This is a genomic window from Tsukamurella hominis (assembly GCF_965137015.1).
Classification (GTDB): domain Bacteria; phylum Actinomycetota; class Actinomycetes; order Mycobacteriales; family Mycobacteriaceae; genus Tsukamurella; species Tsukamurella hominis.
Genome location: NZ_CBCRZG010000001.1, coordinates 162,457 through 184,675, shown reverse-complemented (window position 1 = coordinate 184,675; position 22,219 = coordinate 162,457). Strand labels below are relative to the sequence as shown.

The following is a 22,219-nucleotide window of genomic DNA, read 5'->3' as shown; positions in this document are numbered from 1 at the left end:
TGCGGTTCGGAATCGACTCTATTGGTTAGAGTCGGGTCCATGACGAGTGCCTCCACCACCGACGGCGCCTCCGGCGGCAACACCGCTGACGCCGAGCCCAGCATCCACACCACGGCCGGCAAGCTGGCCGCCTTCCGCAAGAAGGACGCCGAGGCGCTGGCCCCGATGGGCCAGGGCGCCATCGACAAGGTGCACGAGAAGGGCCGGCTGACAGCCCGCGAGCGCGTGCTCGCGCTGCTCGACGAGGGCTCGTTCGTGGAGCTGGACAAGCTGGCGCAGCACCGGTCCACCAACTTCGGCATGGCCGCGCGCCGTCCGATCGGCGACGGCGTGGTGGCCGGCTACGGCACCATCGACGGCCGCGAGGTGTGCGTCTTCAGCCAGGACTCGACCGTCTTCGGCGGCTCCCTCGGCGAGGTCTACGGCGAGAAGATCGTCAAGGTCATGGACCTGGCCACCAAGACCGGCCGCCCGCTGGTCGGCATCATCGACGGTGCCGGCGCGCGCATCCAGGAGGGCGTCGTCTCGCTCGCCCTGTACTCGCAGATCTTCTTCCGCAACACGCAGGCCTCGGGCGTCATCCCGCAGATCTCCGTGGTGATGGGCGCGGCCGCCGGCGGCCACGTCTACTCCCCCGCGCTCACCGACTTCGTGGTGATGGTGGACCACGAGAGCCAGATGTTCATCACCGGCCCGGACGTCATCAAGTCCGTGACCGGCGAGGAGGTCACCAAGGAGGAGCTGGGCGGCGCCCAGACCCACATGACCAAGTCGGGCACCGCCCACTACGTCGCGTCGGGCGAGCAGGACGCCCTGGACTACGTCCGTGAGCTGCTCACCTACCTGCCGTCGAACAACCGCGCCGAGGCCCCGCGCTTCGTGCCGACCGATCCGCTCACGGGCTCGATCGAGGAGTCGGTCAACGACGAGGACCGCGAGCTGGACACGCTGATCCCGGACTCGCCGAACCAGCCGTACGACATGCACGAGGTCATCCGCCGCCTGCTCGACGACGACGAGTTCCTCGAGATCCAGCCGCAGCGCGCGATGAACATCATCGTGGGCTTCGGCCGCATCGACGGCCGCAGCGTCGGCATCGTCGCGAACCAGCCCACCCAGCTGGCCGGCTGCCTCGACATCGACGCCTCGGAGAAGGCCGCCCGCTTCGTGCGCTTCTGCGACGCCTTCAACATCCCCATCGTCACCCTGGTCGACGTGCCCGGCTTCCTGCCCGGCACCGGCCAGGAGTACGACGGCATCATCCGCCGCGGCGCGAAGCTGCTCTACGCCTACGGCGAGGCCACCGTCCCGAAGATCACCGTGGTCACCCGCAAGGCGTACGGCGGCGCGTACTGCGTCATGGGCAGCAAGGACATGGGCGCCGACATCAATCTCGCGTGGCCCACCGCCCAGTTCGCCGTGATGGGCGCGGGCGGCGCCGTCGGCTTCGTCTACCGCAAGGAGCTCGCAGAGGCGGCCGAGAAGGGCGAGGACGTCGAGGCCCTGCGCCTGAAGCTGCAGGAGGAGTACGAGGACACCCTGGTCAACCCGTACGTGGCGGCCGAGCGCGGCTACGTCGACGCGGTGATCCCGCCCTCGCACACCCGCGGCCAGATCGTCACGGCGCTGAACATGCTGGAGCGCAAGGTCGTCGCCACCCTGCCCAAGAAGCACGGGAACATCCCGCTGTGAGCGCCGAGCAGAAGCCGGTCGAGGCCAGCGCCACCGACGTCGAGAAGCTCAAGGCCGCCATCCGGTTCGAGAAGGGCAACCCGTCGGCCGCGGACGTCGCCGCCGTCGTCGCGGTGCTCGCCGCGGCCACCGGCTCGGCGCCGCAGTCCGGCCCGGAGGGCCCGAAGTCGCTGTGGGGCCGGAACCGCGAGCGGATGCGGCCGCAGTACTTCAACGGCCCCAACGCCTTCACCAGCCAGACGCCCACCTTCTGGACCAAGGGGTCCTGATCCCCGCTCCCGTGCGGCTCGTGCTCGCGTCGGCCTCGCCGGCGCGGCTGTCGGTGCTGCGCGCCGCCGGCACATCTCCGCTGGTCTCCGTGTCGCAGGTCGACGAGGACGCGATCCTCGCCGACCTGGGCCCGGACGTCGCACACGAGGACGCCGTCGCCGTGCTCGCGCGAGCCAAGGCGCAGGACGTGGTCGGCCGGATCCTCGCCGAGGAGCCGCTGCCCGGCCGCGCCGTGGTGATCGGCTGCGATTCGATGCTCTCCATCGATGGGGAGCTGGTCGGCAAGCCGCACATCCCCGAGGTCGCGGCGGCGCGCTGGCGCGCGATGCGCGGCCGCACGGGCCGCCTCCTCACGGGGCACTGCGCGATCCTCGTCGACGACGGTGCCGTGGCCGGCGAGGCCGGCGGCACCCGCGCGACGACGCTGCGCTTCGGCGCACCGTCGGACGCGGAGATCGACGCCTACGTCGCGACGGGCGAGCCCCTGCAGGTGGCCGGGGCGTTCACGCTCGACGGCCTCGGCGGCTGGTTCGTCGAGGAGATCGACGGCGACCCGAGCTCCGTCATCGGCATCTCCCTGCCGCTGACCCGGCAGCTGCTGGCCGAGGTGGGCGTGTCCCCGGTCGCCCTGTGGTCGGACCGAGCCTGATCTTCGTCATCACGGACGTGGTGGACCTCACAGGATTCGCGATCCACATTGCGTAAGCATTGCGTTAACTCCCCGCAATCAGCGCGTTTCCGCAGCTGAGAACCACTGTCGAAGGTTCAATCGCTTACACCGTTCGAGCTGCAAGAACACCGAAGCAATCGCCCGCCACAGTGTTCGCCAACCCTGGTCAAGGGTCCGGGGACGTGACGAGCGACACCACTAGTTCGCCTCGCGAAGGGAATGGACGTCGTTTTAGCGTCATCCCATGACCACGACGCTCCGCCCCCTCGCCTCGTCCGAGATCGGCTTCGTGGGCCCGCACCCCACCACGTGCGCCTTCGAGCTGACCGTGCGCGGCCCGCTGGACTCCGACGCACTCACCGACGCCTTCGCCGCGCTGCGCGCGGAACACCCCGCACTCGACGCCGCCGTCGCGCCCGCGGGCGACGGCTTCGCCTTCGTCGCCCCCGCCGCCGGCGCCACCCGCACCGACGGCCCCGGCGCGCCACTCGTCGACCCCGCCGCGGCGCTGGCCCGGCTGCACGTCACCTCGCTCGGCGACCGGCACCGGATCGCGCTCGCCGTCAACCACGCCCTCGCCGACGGCACGCACCTCTACGCGCTGCTGCGCCGGCTCTGGTCGCACTACACCGCGCTCGTGCGCACCGGCGCCACGGACATCGGGGCGCCGCAGCCGTTCCCGGGCTCGGCGCAGCGGGTCCTCGCCGACCTCGACGTCCCCAAGGTCAGCACCGGCCGCGCCCGGCTCGACGGTGCGCGGTGGTACGGCAGCGCGCCCGTCCTCGGCCCGCGCGGCGGCGACGCCGTGCTCCCCGAGACCATCTCGCTGCGCTTCTCCCCCGAGACCACCGCGGGGCTCCTCGCCGCCGCGGAGGGCATCGGCCTGAACGCCCTGCTGTCCGGGATCCTGCTCACCGCGGAGCGGGCCGGCTTCCTCGGCGAGGACCCCGCGGCGCCCGTCCGGGTCGGCGCGATGACCCTCGTCGACCTCCGCCGCCGGGTGCGCCCGCTGCTCGACCCGACCGAGGTGACCAACTTCGTCGGCGCCTCGTACGCGGCGCCCGAGCTCACCTCCGCCTCCGACCCCGTCGCCGTGGGCGACGAGCTCGCGCGCACCGTCCGCCGGGACGTCCGGGGCGGCCGCGCGCTCACGGCCCTCGCCATCGCCGCCGCGGCGGGCGAGGCGCCCGAGCCCCCGGTCGTGCTCAGCAACCTGGGCCCGCTCGACGTGGACCTCCCCGACGGGCTGGTCGCCGAGGACCTGCGCCCGATCCTGTCGATGGACTCCGCCGCCCTCCACGTGCCCGACGGTCCGCGGCGCCCGTCCCCGTCGGCGACGATCCACCAGGTCTCGACCTTCCGCGGCCGCCTCGGGATCGAGGCGATCACCCTGGGCGGCACCGCCTCCGCCGACGCCCGCGCCGCCGTTGCCGACCGGATCGACGCCCTCGTCCACGCCGCTGCCCGCCGGGCACCCGCGGCCTGACGCCCGCACCGCCGCCGCCCGCCGAACCCGCCGTCCAGAACAGGAGCCGCACATGCAGAACCACCGCGCACTCACCTTCTCCGAGGCCTCCTTCGTCCGCCCCACCTCCCGGGAGGTGATCGGCACGTCGTTCGAGCTGCGCGGCACGGTCGACGGCACCGCGCTGCGCTCCGCGTTCACGGCGCTGCTGGAGGAGTACCCGGTGCTCGCGGCCCGCATCGTGGACGTCAAGGGCCGCCCGCACTTCGCCCCGGGCGACGCCGCCGTCGCCGCCGCGATCGGGTTCCGCGACACCACGGCGCCGTGGACCGGCTACGAGCAGACGCCGCCGTGGTTCGTCGGCTCCGAGCAGCTGGCGGCGTTGTCGCTCACCGGGATCGGCGATCGGTACCGGCTCACCCTGTGGGCGAGCCACGCCGCGACGGACGGCTCCGGCATCGTCGCGATCGCCGCCCGGCTCTTCGAGCTGTACACCGCGCTCGCGAGCGGGGCGGCGCCGATCATCCGCCGCGCCACCGACTTCCCCGCCGAGCCGCACCTGGTGATGGCGGCGCGCGGCCACCTCCCCGAGGAGCTGGACTACGAGGAGCGACTGGCGGGCACCGTCTGGCACGGCGCGGTCCCGGCGGAGTTCCCGGACGAGGCGGGCCCCGACGTCGACGACGCGCTCCGGGTCCGGTTCGGGGTGGCCGAGACCGCGGCCCTCGACGCCGCCGCCCGCGCCCACGGCGTCTCCTCGCACGCGCTGGTCAGCGCGCTCATCGCCCGCGCCGAGCTCGCCGAGTGCGCGGAGGACGCCGCGGTCGCCCTGCTCACCCCCGTCGACTTCCGCGCCCGGATCACCCCGCCCATCCCCCTGCGCTCGGTCACGGCGCTGTGCGGCTTCTCCTACGTGGCGGTCGGCGACGCCCCCACCGCCGAGATCGCCCGGACGGTGGCGGACCGGATCCGTTCCGACGTGCGCGACGGCACCGTCCTGCGGACCGCCGTGAGCCCCATGCCCGACCCGCGGACCCGCCGCCACGGCCCGCCCGTCCTCGTCAGCAACCTGGGCGAGGTACCCGCACCGGTCGCCCCCGCGGGGCTCGAGGTGCTCGACTTCCACGCGCAGATCGTCCGCAGCGCCCGCGGGATCCGCGAGTACGCCGCCGGCCACACCGGCGCGGGCGTCCCCGCCGCGCCGATCGGCACCTCCTACCTCGTCTCCACCTTCGGCGGGCGGCTCTCGATCGAACTGCGCGTGCTGCCCGGCACCCTCGACGCCCAGACCTGCCTGCGCCTCCTCGACCGCATCGCGGACGGCGCGCACGCCCTGCTCGAGCTCGGTACCGCGGCATGACGGTCCCCCTCGCCGACACCGAGTCGCCGCCGGCCCCGCCGGTGGCGCTGCTGGTCGACGTCGGCCTGCAGCTGGGCGTGTACTTCGCGCTCCGCTACCTGGTCGGCGTGGGCCAGCTCGTCGCTCTCGTCACCGGCACCACGCTGGTGGCTCTCCGGATCCTGGCCCGGTCGATCGTGCGCCGGGCCGTCGATCCGCTGGAGCTCTTCACGCTCGCGCTGCTCGCCTGCTCGATCACGGCGGCCGCGATCTCGGGCAGTCCCCGCGTGATCCTGCTGGTGGAGACGGCCATCGGAGCGCTGATGGCCGTCGCGATCGCCGCCGGGCTGGTACTGCGGCGGCGGGCCGTCGCGACGCTGATGATGCGGCTCTCGGTGCGCGGTGACGCGGTACGGGCCCAGCAGTGGAACCGCCGCGTCCGCACCGAGCGGCGCTGCGTCCGCGCGATCGGCGCCGTCGATCCGCTCTGGCTCGTTGCGGTCGTCGTCAGCACCACCGCCTCGATCACCGCGGCGCTGGGCCTGCCCATCGACTACGCCGTGGTCGCCTGCCAGCTGATCCCCCTGCTGGTCGCCGTGCCCGTCCTCCCGCTCACGCTGCTCCTCCTGCGCCCCGTCCGGGCCGCGCTCGCCGGCACCGCCGACGACGGCGCCGTCCGGGCGTCTCGAACCGAGCTCCATCCGACCGTCGAAAGGACGAACTGACATGAAGGTCTGCATCCTCGCCATGGGGAGCCGCGGCGACGTCCAGCCGACGATCGCGATCGGGCTCGCGCTCCGCGCCCGCGGGCACGACGTGACCATCGCCGCGATGGGCGATCCGCTGGTGCGGCTGATCCGCTCGGCGGGCCTGGACGCCCACCGGCTCAACGACTTCGTGCCGGACTACGACGACGACTACCGCGACGTGATCCACCGCCCCGTCGAGCGGATGCGGGCCTACGGCCGCTGGCTGGTGCGCAACATCGCCACCATCTCCCGCGAGACCGAGACCGTGTGCCGCGACGCCGACGTGGTGCTGACCCATTCGGACGCCGTCGATTTCGCGCTGCCGATCACCCGCCGCAGCGGCGCGACGATCATCAGCTACCGGTTCTTCCCCGGCACCACCAACAGCGTCTACCCGATGACGCAGTACACGCCCGCGGGCCTGACCAGCGACGTGCTGTCCCGGTCGCCGCGCATGGTCAAGCGCGCGACCTGGGCGCTCGGCGACTCCTTCACCTGGACGCACGTGCGGGCCGCGGTGAACTTCCACCGGATGTCGGTCGGCGAGGCGCCGTACCGCTCGCGGCGCGCGAAGAACCGCGACGCCAACGAGATCGTCGACCTGCAGCTCTACGATCCCGCTCTCACCCCGGACCTGGTCCCAGAGTTCAGCCGGACCCGGCCGATGCTCGGCTTCCTCGAGGTGCCGGCCGACGCCTGGCTGCGCCAGGGCGAGCAGAAGCGCACCGACGCCGATCTCCTGGCCTGGCTCGAGGACGGCGAGGCCCCGATCTACTGGGGCTTCGGCAGCATGCGGATCGCGGACCCGGACGGCATGGCGCGCACCTTCGCCCGCGTCTGCGCCGAGCGCGGCCGCCGCGGCCTCATCGTCGCCGGCTGGAGCGACCTGGTCGGCGCCGACCTCGGCGACCACATCCGGGTCGTCGACGAGGTGGTGCACGCGGAGGTGCTGCCGCACTGCGCCGCCGCCGTCCACCACGGCGGGGCGGGCACGACGGCCGCGTCGCTGCGGGCCGGGCTGCCCACGCTGATCTGCCCGGTGCTCGCGGACCAGCCCTTCTGGGGCGCGCGGGTCACCGACCTCGGCGTCGGCGCCTGCCTGCCGATGCGCAATCTCACCGCGGAGCGCCTGCACGCAGCGTTCGACCTGCTGCTCGCCCCGGCCACCCGTCGTCGCGCGCAGCGCATCTCGTCGCTCATCGACCTCGGCGACATCCCCGCGCGCCGCGCAGCGACGATCATCGAATCGATCGCGGAGGACGACGGCGTGGACGTGCGCACCGTCGCGGCTGTCACGGCGCCCGACACCGTCGACTTCGACGCCGCCGACGTGGTCTCCCTCGCCGGACTGGAGGTGTGAGATGTCCCGACGCGCCCTGACCCCGCTCGAGATCCCCTACGTGCTGACGGGGACCACCTCCAGCGGCAGCTTCACCGTCCGCGGCCCGATCGACGCGGGCCGGCTGGCTCGCGCGTACGCGGCGCTGCGCCGGGAGCACCCCGTGCTCGCGGGCCGGATCGAGCCCCACGCCTTCGGTTTCGACCTCGTCGCGCCCGACGCCGCGCCCGCCGAGGAGTCCGCGCCGATCCAGGTCGAGCTGCGTGCGTTCGCGCCCGGCGACGTGCGGCTCGGCGTCGACGCCGAGCGGGGAATCGCGGCCGTGCAGCTGGTCTCGGACGGCGACCTGCATCGCGTCACGCTCGGTGTGAGCCACGCCGTCGCCGACGGCGCGCACGCCCTGTACCTGAATCTGCGCCTGTGGGAGCTGTACTCGGGCGCCGAGCCCGCGGAGCCCGCCGGGCTCCCCGCCGCTCCGACCGAGCTCGCGGACCGGCTCGCGGCGGGCGACCCGCCCGATCCGTCGGTCGTCGAGGTGGTCCCCTCCGCGACGGTGCCCTCACCGGCCGACGTCGACGCCGGCGACTTCGCCTTCGAGCGGATCCGCCTCGACGGCCCCGCGACGGACGCCCTGCGCCACCGCGCCAAGGAGGCCGGCCTGAGCCTGCACGGCCTCCTCGCCGGGATCATCGTCGCCGCGGAGCGGGCCGAGCTCGACCGCCCCGCCGACGAGGCCGTGCCGCTCGCGGTCTTCAGCCCCGTCGACCTGCGGGCCCGCGCCGAGCCCGCCGTCCCGGCCGCCGCGGTCACCAATTTCGCGGGCTCGTCGACGGTGCCCGTCGCCGTGCGCGGCGACACGACGCCCGAGGAGATCGGCCGCGCGGTCCTGGCGGGACTGCGATCCGACCTCGCCGACGGCACCGTCGCCGTGGCCCTCGCGGGGGCCGCCCCCGTGACCGTGACCGGCGGGGTCCCCGTGCGGCTGAGCAACATCGGCGCGATCCCGGCACCGGCGACCCCGGACGGCGTGACCGCGCTCGACTTCCACACCAGCTCCGAGGTCGACATCGAGCGGGTCCGCGCGCTGGTGCGGCACGCACCGCCGGAGGCGCTGGCGCCCCTGGTCGGCCTGCATCACCACGCGCTCACCTTCGACGGGCGGCTGTCGATCGAGCTGCGGCACGCGCCGGGCACCCTCGCGCCCGACGCCGCCCGCCGCATCCGCGACCGGATCGCCTCCGGCCTGGTCGGCGCGGGAGCCGCCGCATGACGGCCGACCTACTGGCGTTCGTCGACCAGGGCGCGGCCTCGGGCACCCGCGCGACCGGGCGCAACTCGCTCATTCAGGTGACCTGGATCTACGACGACGGCGTCGACCTCGCCGGGCTCGAACGGTTCCGCGCCGCGCTCACCGGCGGGCTGCTGGGCCGCCGGATCGCGCACTCCCCGCTGCCCTTCGGCCGGGACCGCTGGGTGGCGACCACCGCGGCGCCGCGGGTCGCGGTGGAGGCCGCCGCCCGCCCGCGCGAGGCGATCGACGGCTGGCTCGACGAGCGCGCCGCCGCCCCCATCGACCCGTGGTCGGGGCCGGGCTGGCACCTCGGCGTGCTGCCGCTGACCGACGGCGGATCCGCCGTGACCCTGGTGGTCTCGCACGTCCTCGCCGACGGGGTGGGCACCGCGACCGCCGTCGCGGAGGCCGCGCTCGGCGCCACCCGCGACCTGCCCTACCCGCGCGAGGCCGCGTCCCCGCTACGGGCAGCGCGACGCGACGCCGCCCTCGCGGCCCGAGAACTCCCGGCCGCCGTGCGGGCCGCCACGGCCGCGGCCCGCCTGGCGCGGGGCCGCCTCGAGCACACCGGCACCGCGCCGACGGGCCCCGCTCCGGCCCACCCCGTCGGGGCCGATCGCTGGGCCGTCGCGCACCTCGACCGCCCCGCCCTCGCGGCGCGGGCCGCCGACTCCGGGGGCACCGAGTCGACCCTGCTGTTCCGGGCCGCCGCGCGGATCGCCGCCGAGCTCGGTTGGGTCCGGCCCGACGGCCACGCCGTGCTCGGCCTGTCCGTGAACCGGCGCGAGGACGGCGACCTGCGCGGCAACGCGATCGTCGATGCGGAGCTCCTCGTCGATCCGTCCACCGGGCCCGACGGGATCGTCGCCCTGCGGGCGGACGTCAAGGGCGTGCTGGGCGCGCTCCCGGACGCCGGGCGCTACGACGCCTTCGGCCCGCTGCTGACGCTGCTGCCCCGTCGCACACTGGCGGCGCTCATCGACGCGCCCGCCGATCCGGCGCACCCGGTGACGACGTGCGCCGGCGTCGGCGCCCTGCCCGCGCCGGTCCGCGCCCCGGACGGCACCCCGTCGGACCGCGCCTGGTTCCGCCTGGCCTGGTCCGCGCTGCCCGGCCGGATCGCCCCGCCGCGCCCGCCGTACCTCTACGTGGGGTGGACCGGCACGGAGGTGGAGACCTCGCTGTTCGTCGCGAGCAACCTCGCGACCGCCGCCGACCTGCCGGACGTCGTCGCACGGTCCGTGGGCGAGTACGCACACCACTGAGTGCAGGAACACGCCGCCGCCCGGGGGTCGCCGCGGCGCGGCCGGGCGTCCTGGGGGCTAGGCTGGCGGACGTGGCTATCGAGACCGATCCGAGCGCGGAACTGCAGGACTACGCACACCCCGAGCGCCTCGTCACCGCGGACTGGCTGAGCGGGCACCTGGGGGTCCCCGGCCTCAAGGTGATCGAGTCCGACGAGGACGTGCTCCTCTACGACATCGGGCACATCCCGACCGCGCAGAAGGTGGACTGGCACCTGCACCTGAACGATCCGGTGACGCGCGACTACATCACCGGCGAGCAGTTCGCGGAACTCATGCGCGCCAAGGGCATCAGCCGTGACGACACCGTGGTGATCTACGGCGACAAGTCGAACTGGTGGGCCGCGTACGCGCTGTGGGTCTTCACCCTCTTCGGGCACCCGGATGTGCGCCTGCTCGACGGCGGCCGCGACAAGTGGATCAGCGACGCCCGCGACGTCTCGCTGGAGCAGCCGGAGTACCCGCGCAGCGACTACCCCGTCGTGGAGCGCGACGACAGCGTGATCCGCGCGTTCGCCGACCAGGTCCGCGCGGACATCGGCACGCGCGCCCTCGTCGACGTGCGCTCGCCGCAGGAGTACACCGGCGAGCGCACGCACATGCCCGACTACCCGGAGGAGGGCGCCCTGCGCGGCGGCCACATCCCCACCGCGGTATCGATCCCGTGGGCGAAGGCGGCCCGGCAGGACGGCCGGTTCCTCCCCCACGCCGATCTCCTCGAGGTCTACGGCGGCCTCGATCCGCAGGCGCCGGTCACGGCCTACTGCCGCATCGGCGAGCGCTCGAGCCACACCTGGTTCGTGCTCACCCACCTCCTCGGCTTCACGGACGTCAAGAACTACGACGGCTCGTGGACCGAGTGGGGCAACACCGTGCGGGCCCCCATCGTGCGCGGCGAGGAGCCCGGCGCCGCGCCCGGCGCATGACCGCCCTGCCCGCGCCCCTGGCGGAGATCGTCGACGACTTCGCCGGGGTCGGCGAACAGGACCGGCTCGAGCTGCTGCTGGAGTTCTCGCGCGAGCTGCCCGAGCTCCCCGAGCACCTGACCGCAGCGGCGATGGAGCCCGTCCCGGAGTGCCAGTCGCCGCTGTTCCTCGACGTCGACGCCTCGGATCCGGAGGCGGTCCGGCTGTACTTCAGCGCGCCGCCCGAGGCGCCCACCACCCGCGGCTTCGCGTCGATCCTCGCGCAGGGCCTCGACGGGCAGCCGGCCGCGGCGATCGTCGCCGTACCCGACGACTTCCATCACGCCCTCGGCCTCGACGCCGTGGTCAGCCCGCTGCGCCTGCGCGGCATGTCGGCGATGCTCGCCCGCATCAAGCGCCGGCTCGCCGCCTAGCCCGGTCGTCGAGCGAGCCCGCCGTGCAATTCACCGAACTGGACGCGTACCCGCTGCGCCCGGGTGAGCTGCGCAACTGGATCCCCACCACGGGCCCGGCCGCGCGCTGGCGCGACGACCCGCGCGCCACGTCGCACGTGCACGAGGCGCACCTGCGGGGCGCGCAGGCGGTGCTGCAGCGCCGGCACATCGACGGTGGCCGCGAGTCCTGGCTGGGCCTCGGCATCGAGTTCGACGAGCCGCTCTCCATCCCCGGCATGCGGACGGCGCTGCGCGCGTGGATCGACCGGCACGAGGTACTGCGCACCCACGTGTTCCTGGAGGACGACAGGCCGCGCCGCCGGAGCGCGCAGACCGCCACCGTCGACCTGCGGATCAAGGCGATCGGCACCTACCGGTCCACCGGGCCCCTCGCCGAGCAGCTGCTGGGCGAGTTCGACCGGTCGACGGCCCCGCTGACGTGGCCCGCGTACATGTTCTCGACGGTGGCGCGGGAGGATTCCTTCACGCTGTTCTTCGCCGCGGACCACTCCCTGCTCGACGGCTACTCCCTCATCCTCAGCCCGTACGAGCTGCGCGAGTTCTACCGCGAGGCCGTGCACGGCGTGCCGCCGCGACTGCTGCCCACCGGCAGCTACGTCAACTACTCGGACACCGACCGGCAATCGGCGGACCGGGCCGGCGCGAGCCACCCGGCGGCGCGGATGTGGGACGAGTACCTCAGCGAGACCGGCTTCAAGCCCGACCCGTTCCCCATGCCGCTGCTCCCCGTCAGTGCGAAGGTCCTCGCCGACGAGACGCGGGCGGCGCTGAGCCGCGATCCCGACGGGGTGCCCCGGCTGGCGCAGGGCGCGCTGAACTTCCACCTGCTCGACGACGACCGGTCCAACAACTTCACGCGCGTGTGCTCCGAATCGGGCGCCTCGCTGGTGACGGGCGTGCTCGCGTGCATGGCGAAGATCAACACCGACTTGGGCTTCGGCCCCGTCTTCCGGTGCGCGGTCACCCGGCACACCCGCGACGCCGAGCAGTGGATCGCGGCGCTGGGCTGGTTCGTCGGCGTCGCGCCCTTCCGGCTCGACACCACCGGCACCCGCACCTTCGGCGAGCTGGCGCAGCGGGCGCAGTCCGCGTGGAAGCACTCCAAGGCCGGCAGCACCCTGCCCTACCTGCGGATCGGCGAGGTCCTCGCCGACGAGCCCGGGCGCTCCCAGGCGCCCCCACCGCGCTTCGTCGTCTCCTTCATGGACACCCGATCCGCCCCCGGTTCGGACGTCAACGACGCCGGCGGGGCCGGGGCGCTGCGCTCACGGGACTACTCGATCGACGACGTCTACCTGTGGATGCTGCGCACACCGTCCGGACTGCACGTGGCGGCGCGCTTCCCGGGCTTCGACACGGCACGCCGGAGTGTCACCCTGTACCTCGGCGCGCTACGTTCGTTGTTGACCGAAATAGGCGATGCGACGGTTACTCGCGGGTAACCGAACCCGCGAGGGGACTGTCGGGTGCGCCACAAGTGAGTAGGCATACACTCGTCAGGAGTTGCGCCCGGACGGGACATGGAGAGGGCGGCGCGCCGCTGCGCGCCGCAACGGAACGAGGAGACTTGAGTGGCAGCCCACGCTGACAAGAAGATCGAGAAGGTACTCATCGCCAACCGCGGTGAGATCGCGGTCCGCGTCATCCGCGCCGCCCGGGACGCCGGCCTGACCAGCGTCGCCGTGTACGCCGAGCCCGACGCCGACGCCAAGTTCGTGCGGCTCGCCGACGAGGCCTTCGCTCTCGGCGGCCAGACCTCGGCCGAGTCCTACCTCGTCTTCGATAAGATCCTCGACGCCGCGAGCAAGTCCGGCGCCGACGCGATCCACCCCGGCTACGGCTTCCTCTCGGAGAACGCCGACTTCGCACAGGCCGTCATCGACGCGGGTCTGACCTGGATCGGCCCGTCCCCCGCCTCGATCCGCGACCTGGGCGACAAGGTCACCGCGCGGCACATCGCCGAGCGCGCAGAGGCCCCGATGGCGCCCGGCACCAAGGACCCGGTCAAGGACGCCGACGAGGTCGTCGCGTTCGCGAAGGAGTACGGCGTGCCCGTCGCCATCAAGGCGGCGTTCGGCGGCGGCGGCCGCGGTATGAAGGTCGCGTACACCATCGAGGAGATCCCCGAGCTGTTCGAGTCGGCGACCCGCGAGGCCGTCGCCGCCTTCGGCCGCGGCGAGTGCTTCGTCGAGCGCTACCTCGACAAGGCCCGCCACGTCGAGGCCCAGGTCATCGCCGACCAGCACGGCAACGTCGTGGTCGCCGGCACCCGCGACTGCTCGCTGCAGCGCCGCTTCCAGAAGCTGGTCGAGGAGGCGCCCGCGCCGTTCCTCACCGAGGCGCAGCGCACCTCCATCCACGAGTCGGCCAAGCGCATCTGCCGCGAGGCGGGCTACTACGGCGCCGGCACCGTCGAGTTCCTCGTCGCCGCCGACGGCCTGGTCAGCTTCCTCGAGGTCAACACCCGCCTGCAGGTCGAGCATCCGGTCACCGAGGAGACCGCGGGCATCGACCTCGTACGCCAGCAGTTCCGCATCGCCGAGGGCAAGGAGCTGACGATCACGGAGGATCCCACTCCCCGCGGTCACAGCTTCGAGTTCCGCATCAACGGCGAGGACGCCGGCCGCGGCTTCCTGCCCGCTCCCGGCCCGATCAGCGTGTACCGCGAGCCCACCGGCCCCGGCGTGCGCGTCGACTCCGGCGTGGACGCCGGCGACGTCATCGGCGGACAGTTCGACTCGATGCTCGCCAAGCTCATCGTGACCGGTGCGACCCGCCAGGAGGCGCTGGAGCGCTCACGGCGCGCGCTCGCCGAGTTCGAGGTCGAGGGCCTCGCGACGGTCATCCCGTTCCACCGCCACATCGTCTCCAACCCGGCCTTCGTGGGCGACGAGAACGGCTTCGAGGTCTACACCAAGTGGATCGAGACCGACTGGGAGAACCCGATCGAGCCGTACACCGGTGGCCAGGCCATCGAGGAGGACGACTCGCTGCCGCGCCAGAACGTGGTCGTGGTCGTCGACGGCCGTCGCGTCGAGGTCTCGCTGCCCGGCGAGCTGTCGCTCGGCGGTGGCGGCGCGGCCGGCGGCGCCGGCGTGATCCGCCGCAAGCCGAAGCCGCGCACCCGCGACCGCGGCGCCGGCGTGGCCGCCACGGGCGACTCCGTGACCGCTCCGATGCAGGGCACCGTCGTCAAGGTGGCCGTCGAGGACGGCCAGCAGGTCGCCGCCGGCGACCTCGTCGTGGTGCTCGAGGCCATGAAGATGGAGAACCCGGTCGCCGCGCACAAGGACGGCATCGTGACCGGCCTGGCCGTCGAGCCCGGCACCGCCGTCACCCAGGGCACCGTCCTGCTCGAGATCAAGTCCGACGAGGCCTGATTCTTGGACCCGATCGGCCTGAACGTCGGGGCGTGGTACCTCACGGAACTGCGCCCCGACGCCTGGCTGGCCGATGAGGCCTACGCCTGGGCCGTCCGCGTGAACACCACCGGCGACTCGATCGGCGAGGTCACCCTCCTCCCCTCGGGTGAGGTCGTCGTCGCCGGCCCCGACAGCGAGGGCCTGCGCACCGCCCGCGCCGCCGTCGAACGATTCGGCGCGTCTCTCTAGGCCGCCTGGTTCGGCGCGGTGGACCGGTGGTGGTGTCCGCTCGGTGTTCGGGTGTCGACGGTGTGCCGCCCGCTCGCGTCCGGCACCACCCGGCTGCTCCAGCCGGCGGCTTCCTTGGCGTAGTTGCACGCCGCGCACAGCCCCTGCCCGTTCGCGAAGCCGGTGGGACCACCCGCCGCGTGCGGAACGACGTGGTCGGTGTGCGCGATCGGTGCGTCGCAGTACGGGGTCCGGCAGTACCGATCCCTGGCGCGGATCATCTCCGCCAGCCCGTCCGGGAAGCAGCGTTGCCGGGAGTCCATGCCGACGACCGCCCCGGATTCGGGTGCGACGTACAGCCGCTTGATCCAGGCGACGCCGGCGGCGGTGGCCCTGCCGATGAGGTTGCGGGCGATCTCCGCCGGCACCGTCCCACCACCGTCCAGGTGCGCCGTCCCCGGCTCATCGCCGAGGAGGACCGTCGCGGGCATCGTGAGGTTCACCGTCACGGGCTGCCCGTCGGCGGCCTCGCGGCCGGTGAGGCGGGCGAAGGCGGTGTCGGCCATGATCTGCCCGCGGGTGCGCAGGTCCGCGCCGATCCCGATCAGGGTGGCGGCGTGCTGGCGCAGCGCCGCGTACACACCGACACCTTGAGCCACAGGTAGCAGCAACGAGACCCTGGCCATCCCCTCGGGCAGCGGCCGGATCGTGACGGTGCGGTCCTTCTCGGCGGACGCGTTCCGCTCCACCGTCGCCTGCGCGTCCAGCCGGTACGCGAGCTGCTCGACCCGCGCGGCGAGCTGCTTGAGACCCATCCCCGCCAGCGTGCTCGGGTCGGCGCACAACTGCGCATCCGCGCGGTGCCGATCGGAGGCGTCCAGGTGTGCGAGGCCGCCGACGATCACCGGGATCGCCTCCGGGGAGAGGTCACCGTCGCGCAGCCGGGCGCGGGTGCACGGCATCGTCTTCTCCAGCTCCACCGCCCTGCTGACGAACTTCGCGGCGCTGTTGGGTGAGATGTGCAGCGCGACCCCGACTTCCGCCGCCACGCCCTGCTGCCAGCGATCCTGCGGCAACCCCGCCGCCACCCGCTCGCACACGCGCTCGCGCAGCAGCTCCGCCGCCAACCGATACTGCTCGAACACCGTCCGGCACCGCTGCCGCTCCATCGAACGCAACCGATCCGCAACGCCGCCATCGGGCGGCCGATCCTCGTCTACACCACCGTCTTCGTCCATGCCCTGACGCTACGCCGACCAACCGACAAGTTTTCGACATCGCAACACCACATCGAACGACAATCGGTCCCACGAGCCGCGAGAGCGTGCTGACACCACCCCCACCCCGCGGACCAGCTCCGATGCCGAGTAGCGCGTCCGGCGCGAAATCCCACGCCAGGGCACCGTCGCGAGCGATGATCGAGTCATGGCGAGAAAGCCGGAGCCCCCGAAGGCCCCACCCAGCATCAGCGAATCGGTCAACGACCTCGTCGACTCCGTGCGGTCCGCCGCCGGCAAGGCGATGGACAACACCGGCCGCACGGTGACCAGCGTCAGCAAGCTCAGCACCATCCCGCCCGACACCATCGAACTGATCGCCGAGCTGCCCAAGGTGATGCTCGCGATGGCCGACATGATCGAGCGCGCCAACAACGTCATCGACCGGGTCGAGCGGCTCACCGCCGTCGCCGATCCGGCCCTCAACACCCTCGACGCCGTGCTCCCGCCGCTGGTCGACGTGACCAACAAACTCAGCGACGTGCAGCGCGGCGTCGAGCGAGGCGTCGGCAAGCTCCCCGGCGTCAATCAGCTCAAGAAGGTCACCGGCCTCGGCGGCGACTGACCGCTACTCGGGCTCCGCGCGCCCCACATGGTGGGCGCGCTCGCCCTGCGGGCCGTAGATCCCCAGGTACTCGACGGGCTCGCCGTCGGCGCTGCCGAACCAGTGCGGCAGCCGGGTGTCGAACTCGATCACCTCGCCGGGCTTGATCACCATGTCCTTCTCCCCCAGGAGCAGGCGCAGGTTCCCGTCGAGCACATACAGCCAGTGGTAGCCGGGGTGCGAGACCTGTGTGCGCGTCTGCACCCCGGGCCGGGGCCGGATGACCTCCTTGAAGGTGCGCAGCCCACCGGCGCGGCGGGTGAGCGGCACGATGACGTGGTCGCCGTGCCGCACCGGCTTGAGCCGCACGCGCGGGTCGCCGGTCTCGGGCGCGTCGACGAGCTCGTCGAGCGGCAGCCCGTACATGCGCGCGAGCGGCAGCAACAGCTCCAGGGTGGGCTTGCGGGTGCCGCCTTCGAGCCGCGACAGCGTGCTCACCGAGATGCCCGTCGCCTCAGCGACCGCGGTCAGGGTGATGTCGCGCTCCTGCCGGATCGCGCGAAGCCGCGGGCCGACCTGCTCGAGAACCGGATCGTCTGCCATGGGACCGATTGTGCCCGCCATCAGCCGAACGGGTTCAGGGTCCGGACTCCGAGGCCCTCGAAGTCCTGGACGTTCCTGGTGACCAGCGTGAGATCGTGGGCGAGCGCCGTGGCGGCGATGAGGGCGTCGACGATCGGCGGCGTCCGGCCCGCCGCCGATATCTCTCCCCATCGCGTAGCCGCGGGGATGTCCAGATCGATGATCTGATCGCGGTAGGCGTCCTCGATACCCGCGATCCACGTCGCGACGGCCTCTGCCTGGCGGGGGTCCCTCCGAGCCAACATGCGCTCGCCACGGCGCAGCTCACCGATGGTGAGCACACTGAGATATCCGGAGTTCCCCACGCCGGCGAGCCATTCGACCACCGCCTGGTTGGGGCGGCGCTTCACGGGCTCCGACACCACGTTCGTGTCCAAGAGGTACGCCGCGGTCAATCGAAGAGCCCCTCCGTGCGATCCGGGTCAACGGTACGCGCGGGAATCTCGAAGTCATCGACGGCGGGCGCCGACAGCAGGAACTCGGAGAAGCTCGGCCTCCGATCCCGTCCGTGCGTCGCGCGGAAATCCTCGATGTCCACGACCACCGCGATGGGATCGCCGTGCCGGGTGATCACCTGCGGCTCCCCCTCGCCGACGGCGCGCAGCAGCTCACTGAGGCGCTGCTTAGCCTCCTGGACCTGCCATTCCCGCATGCATCCAGGATACCGAGATCAGTCCAGACAGTCTAGACCCACGGCGCACCTAGCGGACCGCGGTCCGCTACGCTACGGTGGACACCACGCCCGAGCGGGCGAGTAACCCCGTCGAAAGGACCCCTATGAAGATCGGCATCATCCTCGGCTCCATCCGCGACGGCCGCAAGGCCGAGCAGGTCGGCCAGTGGGTCGCTGCGGCCGCCGCCGCGCGCGAAGGCGTCGAGGTCACCGTGCTGGACCTCAAGGAGTTCGACATCCCGCTGCTGACCTCCGCCACCGTCCCGGGCGCCGCGAACCGGCAGTACGACAGCGCGGCGGTCACCGCCTGGGGCGAGGCGGTCGACACCCAGGACGGCTTCGTCTTCGTGACCCCCGAGTACAACCACTCCATCCCCGGCGCCTTCAAGAACGCCTTCGACTCGATCGGCCCCGAGTGGGCCGGCAAGACCGTGGGCTTCGTCGCCTACGGCGCCGACGGCGGCGTCCGCGCCGTGGAGCACTGGCGCCAGATCACCGCCAACTTCTCCATGGTCGACGCCCGCGCCCAGGTCAGCCTGGGCCTGTTCACCGATTTCGACGGTGCCGGCGCCTTCGCCCCGATCGATCGTCGCCCGGCCGAGCTCGCCGCGCTGCTCGACGAGCTGACCGCCGCCACCGAGCGCCACCTGGTCGCCGCCCGCTGACCTCCTCCGCGCCGGGCCCCGATACCATCGAGGCCCGGCGCGCGAGCGCCGAATCGATTAGGCTCGCAATCGTCACACGACGAGCGGGGAGCCCCATGCGCTACGACCTCATCATCCGCGACGGCCTCTGGTTCGACGGGACGGGCGCGGAGCCCCGGCGCGCGCACCTCGGCATCGTCGGCGACCGCGTCGCCGCCGTCTCGGCCGAGCCGCTCGACGAGGCCGGGTGCCCCGAGGTGATCGACGCGCGAGGCAAATGGGTGCTGCCGGGCTTCGTCGACATCCACACCCACTACGACGCCGAGGTCCTGCTCAACCCCGGGCTCGGCGAATCCGTCCGGCACGGCGTGACGACCGCGATCCTCGGCTGCTGCTCGATGTCCACCGTCTACTCCTGCCCGGAGGACGCCGCCGACCTGTTCAGCCGCGTCGAGGCGGTGCCCCGCAAGCACGTCATCGCCGCGCTGGAGGACTTCCAGGACTGGACCGAGCCCGAGGGCTACGTCAAGCGCCTCGACTCCCTGCCGCTCGGCCCCAATGTCGCCTCCTTCCTCGGCCATTCGGACCTCCGCACGGCCGTCATGGGCTTGGGCCGTGCCACCGACACCTGGTCCTTCCCCACCCGAGCGGAACTGCGCCGGATGGCCGAGATGCTCGACCGTGCGCTCGACGCCGGGATGCTGGGCATGTCGGGAATGGACGCCCCCATCGACAAGCTCGACGGTGACCGCTACCGCTCCCGCGCACTGCCCTCCACCTACGCGTGGTGGCACGAGCGCTGGCACCTCATCAACGTCCTGCGCAAGCGCGGCCGCATCCTGCAGAGCGCCCCCAACATCAACAACCCGCTCACGGTGGTGATGTTCTTCCTCGCCTCCAGCAGCCGACTGTTCGCGCGCGGCCGCAGGGTTCCGGTGAGCCTGCTGGTCGCGGCGGATTCGAAGTCCGCCCGCGGTGCGCACCGCCTCTTCAGCGCCGCCGCCGCGATCGGCAACCGGGTCTTCGGCTCCCGGGTCGCCTTCCAGCACCTGCCGCTGCCCTTCACCCTCTACTCCGACGGCATCGACCTGCCGGTCTTCGAGGAGTTCGGCGCCGGGACCGCCGCGCTGCACATCAGGGACCAGCTCGAGCGCAACGAGCTCATGGCCGACACCGAGTATCGTCGCCGGTTCCGGCGCGAGTTCGCCCTCAAGAAACACAAGCCCGGACTGTGGCACAAGGACTTCCACGATGCCGTCATCGTCGACTGCCCCGACGTTTCGCTGATCGGCCGGAGTTTCGGCGCGATCGCCGACGAGCGCGGCATCGCGCCGCTCGACGCCTTCCTGGACGTGCTGGTCGAGAACGGGGAGAAGAACGTCCGCTGGACCACGACGGTCGGCAACGACCGCCCCGCCGTGCTCGACGAGATGGCCAAGGACCCGAACCTGCACCTGGGCTTCTCGGACGCGGGAGCGCACCTGCGCAACATGGCCTTCTACAACTTCCCGCTGCGCTTCCTCAAGCGGATGCGCGACGCCGAGGAGGCCGGCCGCACGGTGCTGCCGCTGGGCCGGGCCGTGCACCGCCTGACCGGCGAGCTGGGTACCTGGTTCGGACTCGACGCCGGCTTCCTGCGCGAGGGCGACCGCGCCGACTTCGTGATCGTCGATCCGGAACGGCTGGACGAGACCGTCGACGCGTACAACGAGGCGGAGGCGCCGTTCTTCGACGATCTCTCGCGCATGGTCAACCGCAACGACGCGACGGTGGTCGCGACCGGCATCGCCGGCCGCATCGTGTTCCGGCTCGGGGAATTCGTACCCGGGTACGGCCGCGATCAGCAGACGGGGCACTACCTCCGCGCCGGCACGCACTAGGTCGACTCAGCGCCCGCCGGTCGGGCCGGTGCCGCACCTGCCCGACCGGACGGGGTGGGAGTGGCGGCCGGACGGTTTCGCCGCGAGGCCCTCCCCCGCACGACTCTCCGCGCCCACAGTGTCCCTGTGAGATGGATCACGCCATCTCGCCCGGACCGCAGACGCAGGAGAGACGACATGGCCATCGAGCTGAACCAGATCTGGGACTTCCCGATCAAGGAGTTCCATCCCTTCCCCCGCGCGCTGATGGGGGTCGGCGCGCACGACATCATCGGCGTGGAGGCGAAGAACCTCGGCTTCAAGCGCGCCCTGTTGGTGACCACCGGCCTGCGCGGCTCGGGCATCATCGAGGAGCTCATCGGCAAGATCGAGTACCAGGGCGTCGAGGTGGTCCTGTTCGACAAGGTGGAGTCGAACCCCAAGGACTACAACGTCATGGAAGCCGCGGCGATGTACGAAAAGGAGAAGTGCGACAGCATCATCTCCGTGGGCGGCGGCTCCAGTCACGACGCCGCCAAGGGTGCGCGCGTGGTCATCGCGCACGACGGCCGCAACATCAACGAGTTCGAGGGCTTCGCCAAGTCCACCAACAAGAAGAACCCGCCGCACATCGCCGTCTCCACCACAGCCGGCACCGGCTCGGAGACCTCATGGGCCTACGTCATCACCGACACCTCCGACATGGACAAGCCGCACAAGTGGGTGGCCTTCGACGAGGCCTCCATCGTGACGCTCGCGATCGACGATCCGCTGCTGTACTACTCGTGCCCGCAGCACTTCACCGCGTACTGCGGCTTCGACGTGCTGGCGCACGGCAGTGAGCCCTACGTCTCGCGGCTGGATTTCGCGCCGTCGCTGGGCAACGCCCTGTACTCGATCGAGCTGGTCGCGAAGAACCTGCGCGAGGCCACTTTCGAGCCGCGCAATCTCAAAGCGCGCGAGGGCATGATGAACGCGCAGTACATCTCGGCGCAGGCCTTCAACTCGGGCGGCCTCGGCATCGTGCACTCCATCTCGCACGCAGTCTCCGCCTTCTTCGACAGCCACCACGGCCTCAATAACGCGATCGCGCTGCCCAGAGTGTGGGAGTACAACCTGCCTTCGCGCTACGAGCGGTACGCCGAGATCGCGGTCGCGATGGGCGTGGACACCCGCAACATGACCACGGTGCAGGCCGCGGACGCCGCGGTGGAGGCGGCGATCCGGCTGGCGAAGGACGTCGGCATCCCCGACAACTTCGGGCAGATCCGCACCGACTCGTACGAGAAGAACCAGATGAACTCGGGCAAGTACGCGGGCCGCGGCGAGGTGATCAAGGGCGACGAGAAGTCGGTACTCGCGATCTCCGAGCACATCCAGGGCGACTGGTGCACGCCGGGCAACCCGCGCGAAGTCACGGTGTCGTCGATGATCCCGGTCGTCGACCACTGCATCAACGGCACGTACTGATCCGACGAGGGAGGAGACGG

The 22,219-nt window shown here is 72.3% G+C and carries 22 protein-coding genes; 18 read left to right on the top strand and 4 right to left on the bottom strand.

Annotated elements, in window-relative coordinates; genetic code table 11:
• The first annotated feature begins 39 nt into the window (after nucleotides 1-39).
• The 14 genes from ACM9LD_RS00870 (at nucleotide 40) to ACM9LD_RS00805 (ending at nucleotide 15,111) form a co-directional block, all read left to right on the top strand.
• Entirely contained in the window at nucleotides 40-1,692 is a 1,653-nt protein-coding gene (locus ACM9LD_RS00870) for an acyl-CoA carboxylase subunit beta (protein WP_415674925.1), read from the top strand.
• Entirely contained in the window at nucleotides 1,689-1,961 is a 273-nt protein-coding gene (locus ACM9LD_RS00865) for an acyl-CoA carboxylase epsilon subunit (protein ID WP_415674924.1), read from the top strand. Before ACM9LD_RS00870 ends, ACM9LD_RS00865 begins: the two co-directional genes overlap by 4 nt.
• A 20-nt stretch (nucleotides 1,962-1,981) precedes the next feature.
• On the top strand, nucleotides 1,982-2,611 hold the full coding sequence (locus ACM9LD_RS00860; RefSeq protein WP_415675224.1) for a Maf family protein: 630 nt from the start codon (nucleotides 1,982-1,984) through the stop codon (nucleotides 2,609-2,611).
• Between the two features lie 265 nt (nucleotides 2,612-2,876).
• Entirely contained in the window at nucleotides 2,877-4,118 is a 1,242-nt protein-coding gene (locus ACM9LD_RS00855) for a phthiocerol/phthiodiolone dimycocerosyl transferase family protein (protein ID WP_415674923.1), read from the top strand.
• 52 nt (nucleotides 4,119-4,170) lie between these two features.
• Nucleotides 4,171-5,457, top strand: coding sequence for a phthiocerol/phthiodiolone dimycocerosyl transferase family protein (locus tag ACM9LD_RS00850; protein ID WP_415674922.1), 1,287 nt, complete (start codon nucleotides 4,171-4,173; stop codon nucleotides 5,455-5,457).
• Entirely contained in the window at nucleotides 5,454-6,161 is a 708-nt protein-coding gene (locus tag ACM9LD_RS00845) for a VC0807 family protein (RefSeq protein ID WP_415674921.1), read from the top strand. The genes ACM9LD_RS00850 and ACM9LD_RS00845 overlap by 4 nt, the downstream gene beginning before the upstream one ends.
• 1 nt (nucleotide 6,162) lies before the next feature.
• Complete coding sequence (locus tag ACM9LD_RS00840) at nucleotides 6,163-7,545, top strand: glycosyltransferase (RefSeq protein WP_415674920.1); 1,383 nt, start codon at nucleotides 6,163-6,165, stop codon at nucleotides 7,543-7,545.
• 1 nt (nucleotide 7,546) lies between these two features.
• The gene (locus tag ACM9LD_RS00835; protein ID WP_415674919.1) at nucleotides 7,547-8,794 is read left to right on the top strand and encodes a phthiocerol/phthiodiolone dimycocerosyl transferase family protein; all 1,248 of its coding nucleotides are present in this window, start codon (nucleotides 7,547-7,549) and stop codon (nucleotides 8,792-8,794) included.
• Nucleotides 8,791-10,080, top strand: a complete 1,290-nt coding sequence (locus ACM9LD_RS00830; protein WP_415674918.1) for a hypothetical protein — start codon at nucleotides 8,791-8,793, stop codon at nucleotides 10,078-10,080. Before ACM9LD_RS00835 ends, ACM9LD_RS00830 begins: the two co-directional genes overlap by 4 nt.
• A gap of 71 nt (nucleotides 10,081-10,151) precedes the next feature.
• On the top strand, nucleotides 10,152-11,045 hold the full coding sequence (locus ACM9LD_RS00825; protein WP_415674917.1) for a sulfurtransferase: 894 nt from the start codon (nucleotides 10,152-10,154) through the stop codon (nucleotides 11,043-11,045).
• The gene (locus ACM9LD_RS00820; protein WP_415674916.1) at nucleotides 11,042-11,458 is read left to right on the top strand and encodes a SufE family protein; all 417 of its coding nucleotides are present in this window, start codon (nucleotides 11,042-11,044) and stop codon (nucleotides 11,456-11,458) included. Before ACM9LD_RS00825 ends, ACM9LD_RS00820 begins: the two co-directional genes overlap by 4 nt.
• A gap of 23 nt (nucleotides 11,459-11,481) precedes the next feature.
• Nucleotides 11,482-12,942: a condensation domain-containing protein gene (locus ACM9LD_RS00815; RefSeq protein WP_415674915.1), complete on the top strand. Its 1,461-nt coding sequence runs from the start codon at nucleotides 11,482-11,484 to the stop codon at nucleotides 12,940-12,942.
• A gap of 129 nt (nucleotides 12,943-13,071) precedes the next feature.
• On the top strand, nucleotides 13,072-14,880 hold the full coding sequence (locus ACM9LD_RS00810) for an acetyl/propionyl/methylcrotonyl-CoA carboxylase subunit alpha (protein WP_415674914.1): 1,809 nt from the start codon (nucleotides 13,072-13,074) through the stop codon (nucleotides 14,878-14,880).
• 3 nt (nucleotides 14,881-14,883) lie between these two features.
• Nucleotides 14,884-15,111 (top strand): hypothetical protein, encoded by a 228-nt coding sequence (locus ACM9LD_RS00805; protein WP_415674913.1) that lies wholly within the window; start codon nucleotides 14,884-14,886, stop codon nucleotides 15,109-15,111.
• On the opposite strand, the gene ACM9LD_RS00800 is transcribed toward ACM9LD_RS00805, so the two are convergent.
• The gene (locus ACM9LD_RS00800; RefSeq protein ID WP_415674912.1) at nucleotides 15,108-16,328 is read right to left on the bottom strand and encodes an HNH endonuclease; all 1,221 of its coding nucleotides are present in this window, start codon (nucleotides 16,326-16,328) and stop codon (nucleotides 15,108-15,110) included. The genes ACM9LD_RS00805 and ACM9LD_RS00800 overlap by 4 nt on opposite strands.
• A gap of 187 nt (nucleotides 16,329-16,515) precedes the next feature.
• Between ACM9LD_RS00800 and ACM9LD_RS00795 the strand changes: the two genes are divergently transcribed.
• Nucleotides 16,516-16,932 (top strand): hypothetical protein, encoded by a 417-nt coding sequence (locus tag ACM9LD_RS00795; RefSeq protein ID WP_224647255.1) that lies wholly within the window; start codon nucleotides 16,516-16,518, stop codon nucleotides 16,930-16,932.
• 3 nt (nucleotides 16,933-16,935) lie between these two features.
• Here ACM9LD_RS00795 and ACM9LD_RS00790 read toward each other — a convergent pair whose 3' ends face one another.
• The 3 genes from ACM9LD_RS00790 to ACM9LD_RS00780 are packed head-to-tail and all read right to left on the bottom strand — an operon-like array spanning nucleotide 16,936 to nucleotide 18,205.
• Entirely contained in the window at nucleotides 16,936-17,514 is a 579-nt protein-coding gene (locus ACM9LD_RS00790; protein ID WP_415674911.1) for a helix-turn-helix domain-containing protein, read from the bottom strand.
• A 20-nt stretch (nucleotides 17,515-17,534) separates the two neighbouring features.
• Complete coding sequence (locus tag ACM9LD_RS00785) at nucleotides 17,535-17,930, bottom strand: type II toxin-antitoxin system VapC family toxin (RefSeq protein ID WP_415675223.1); 396 nt, start codon at nucleotides 17,928-17,930, stop codon at nucleotides 17,535-17,537.
• A gap of 14 nt (nucleotides 17,931-17,944) precedes the next feature.
• Entirely contained in the window at nucleotides 17,945-18,205 is a 261-nt protein-coding gene (locus tag ACM9LD_RS00780) for a type II toxin-antitoxin system Phd/YefM family antitoxin (protein ID WP_415674910.1), read from the bottom strand.
• A 125-nt stretch (nucleotides 18,206-18,330) separates the two neighbouring features.
• Between ACM9LD_RS00780 and ACM9LD_RS00775 the strand changes: the two genes are divergently transcribed.
• From ACM9LD_RS00775 to mdo, 3 genes are all read left to right on the top strand, one after another.
• On the top strand, nucleotides 18,331-18,891 hold the full coding sequence (locus ACM9LD_RS00775; RefSeq protein ID WP_415674909.1) for an NADPH-dependent FMN reductase: 561 nt from the start codon (nucleotides 18,331-18,333) through the stop codon (nucleotides 18,889-18,891).
• 95 nt (nucleotides 18,892-18,986) lie between these two features.
• Complete coding sequence (locus ACM9LD_RS00770; protein ID WP_415674908.1) at nucleotides 18,987-20,750, top strand: N-acyl-D-amino-acid deacylase family protein; 1,764 nt, start codon at nucleotides 18,987-18,989, stop codon at nucleotides 20,748-20,750.
• Nucleotides 20,751-20,927: 177 nt separating this feature from the next.
• A complete protein-coding gene (mdo, locus tag ACM9LD_RS00765; protein ID WP_224647266.1) occupies nucleotides 20,928-22,199 on the top strand; it encodes an NDMA-dependent methanol dehydrogenase in 1,272 nt (423 codons plus the stop codon).
• Nucleotides 22,200-22,219: the final 20 nt, after the last annotated feature.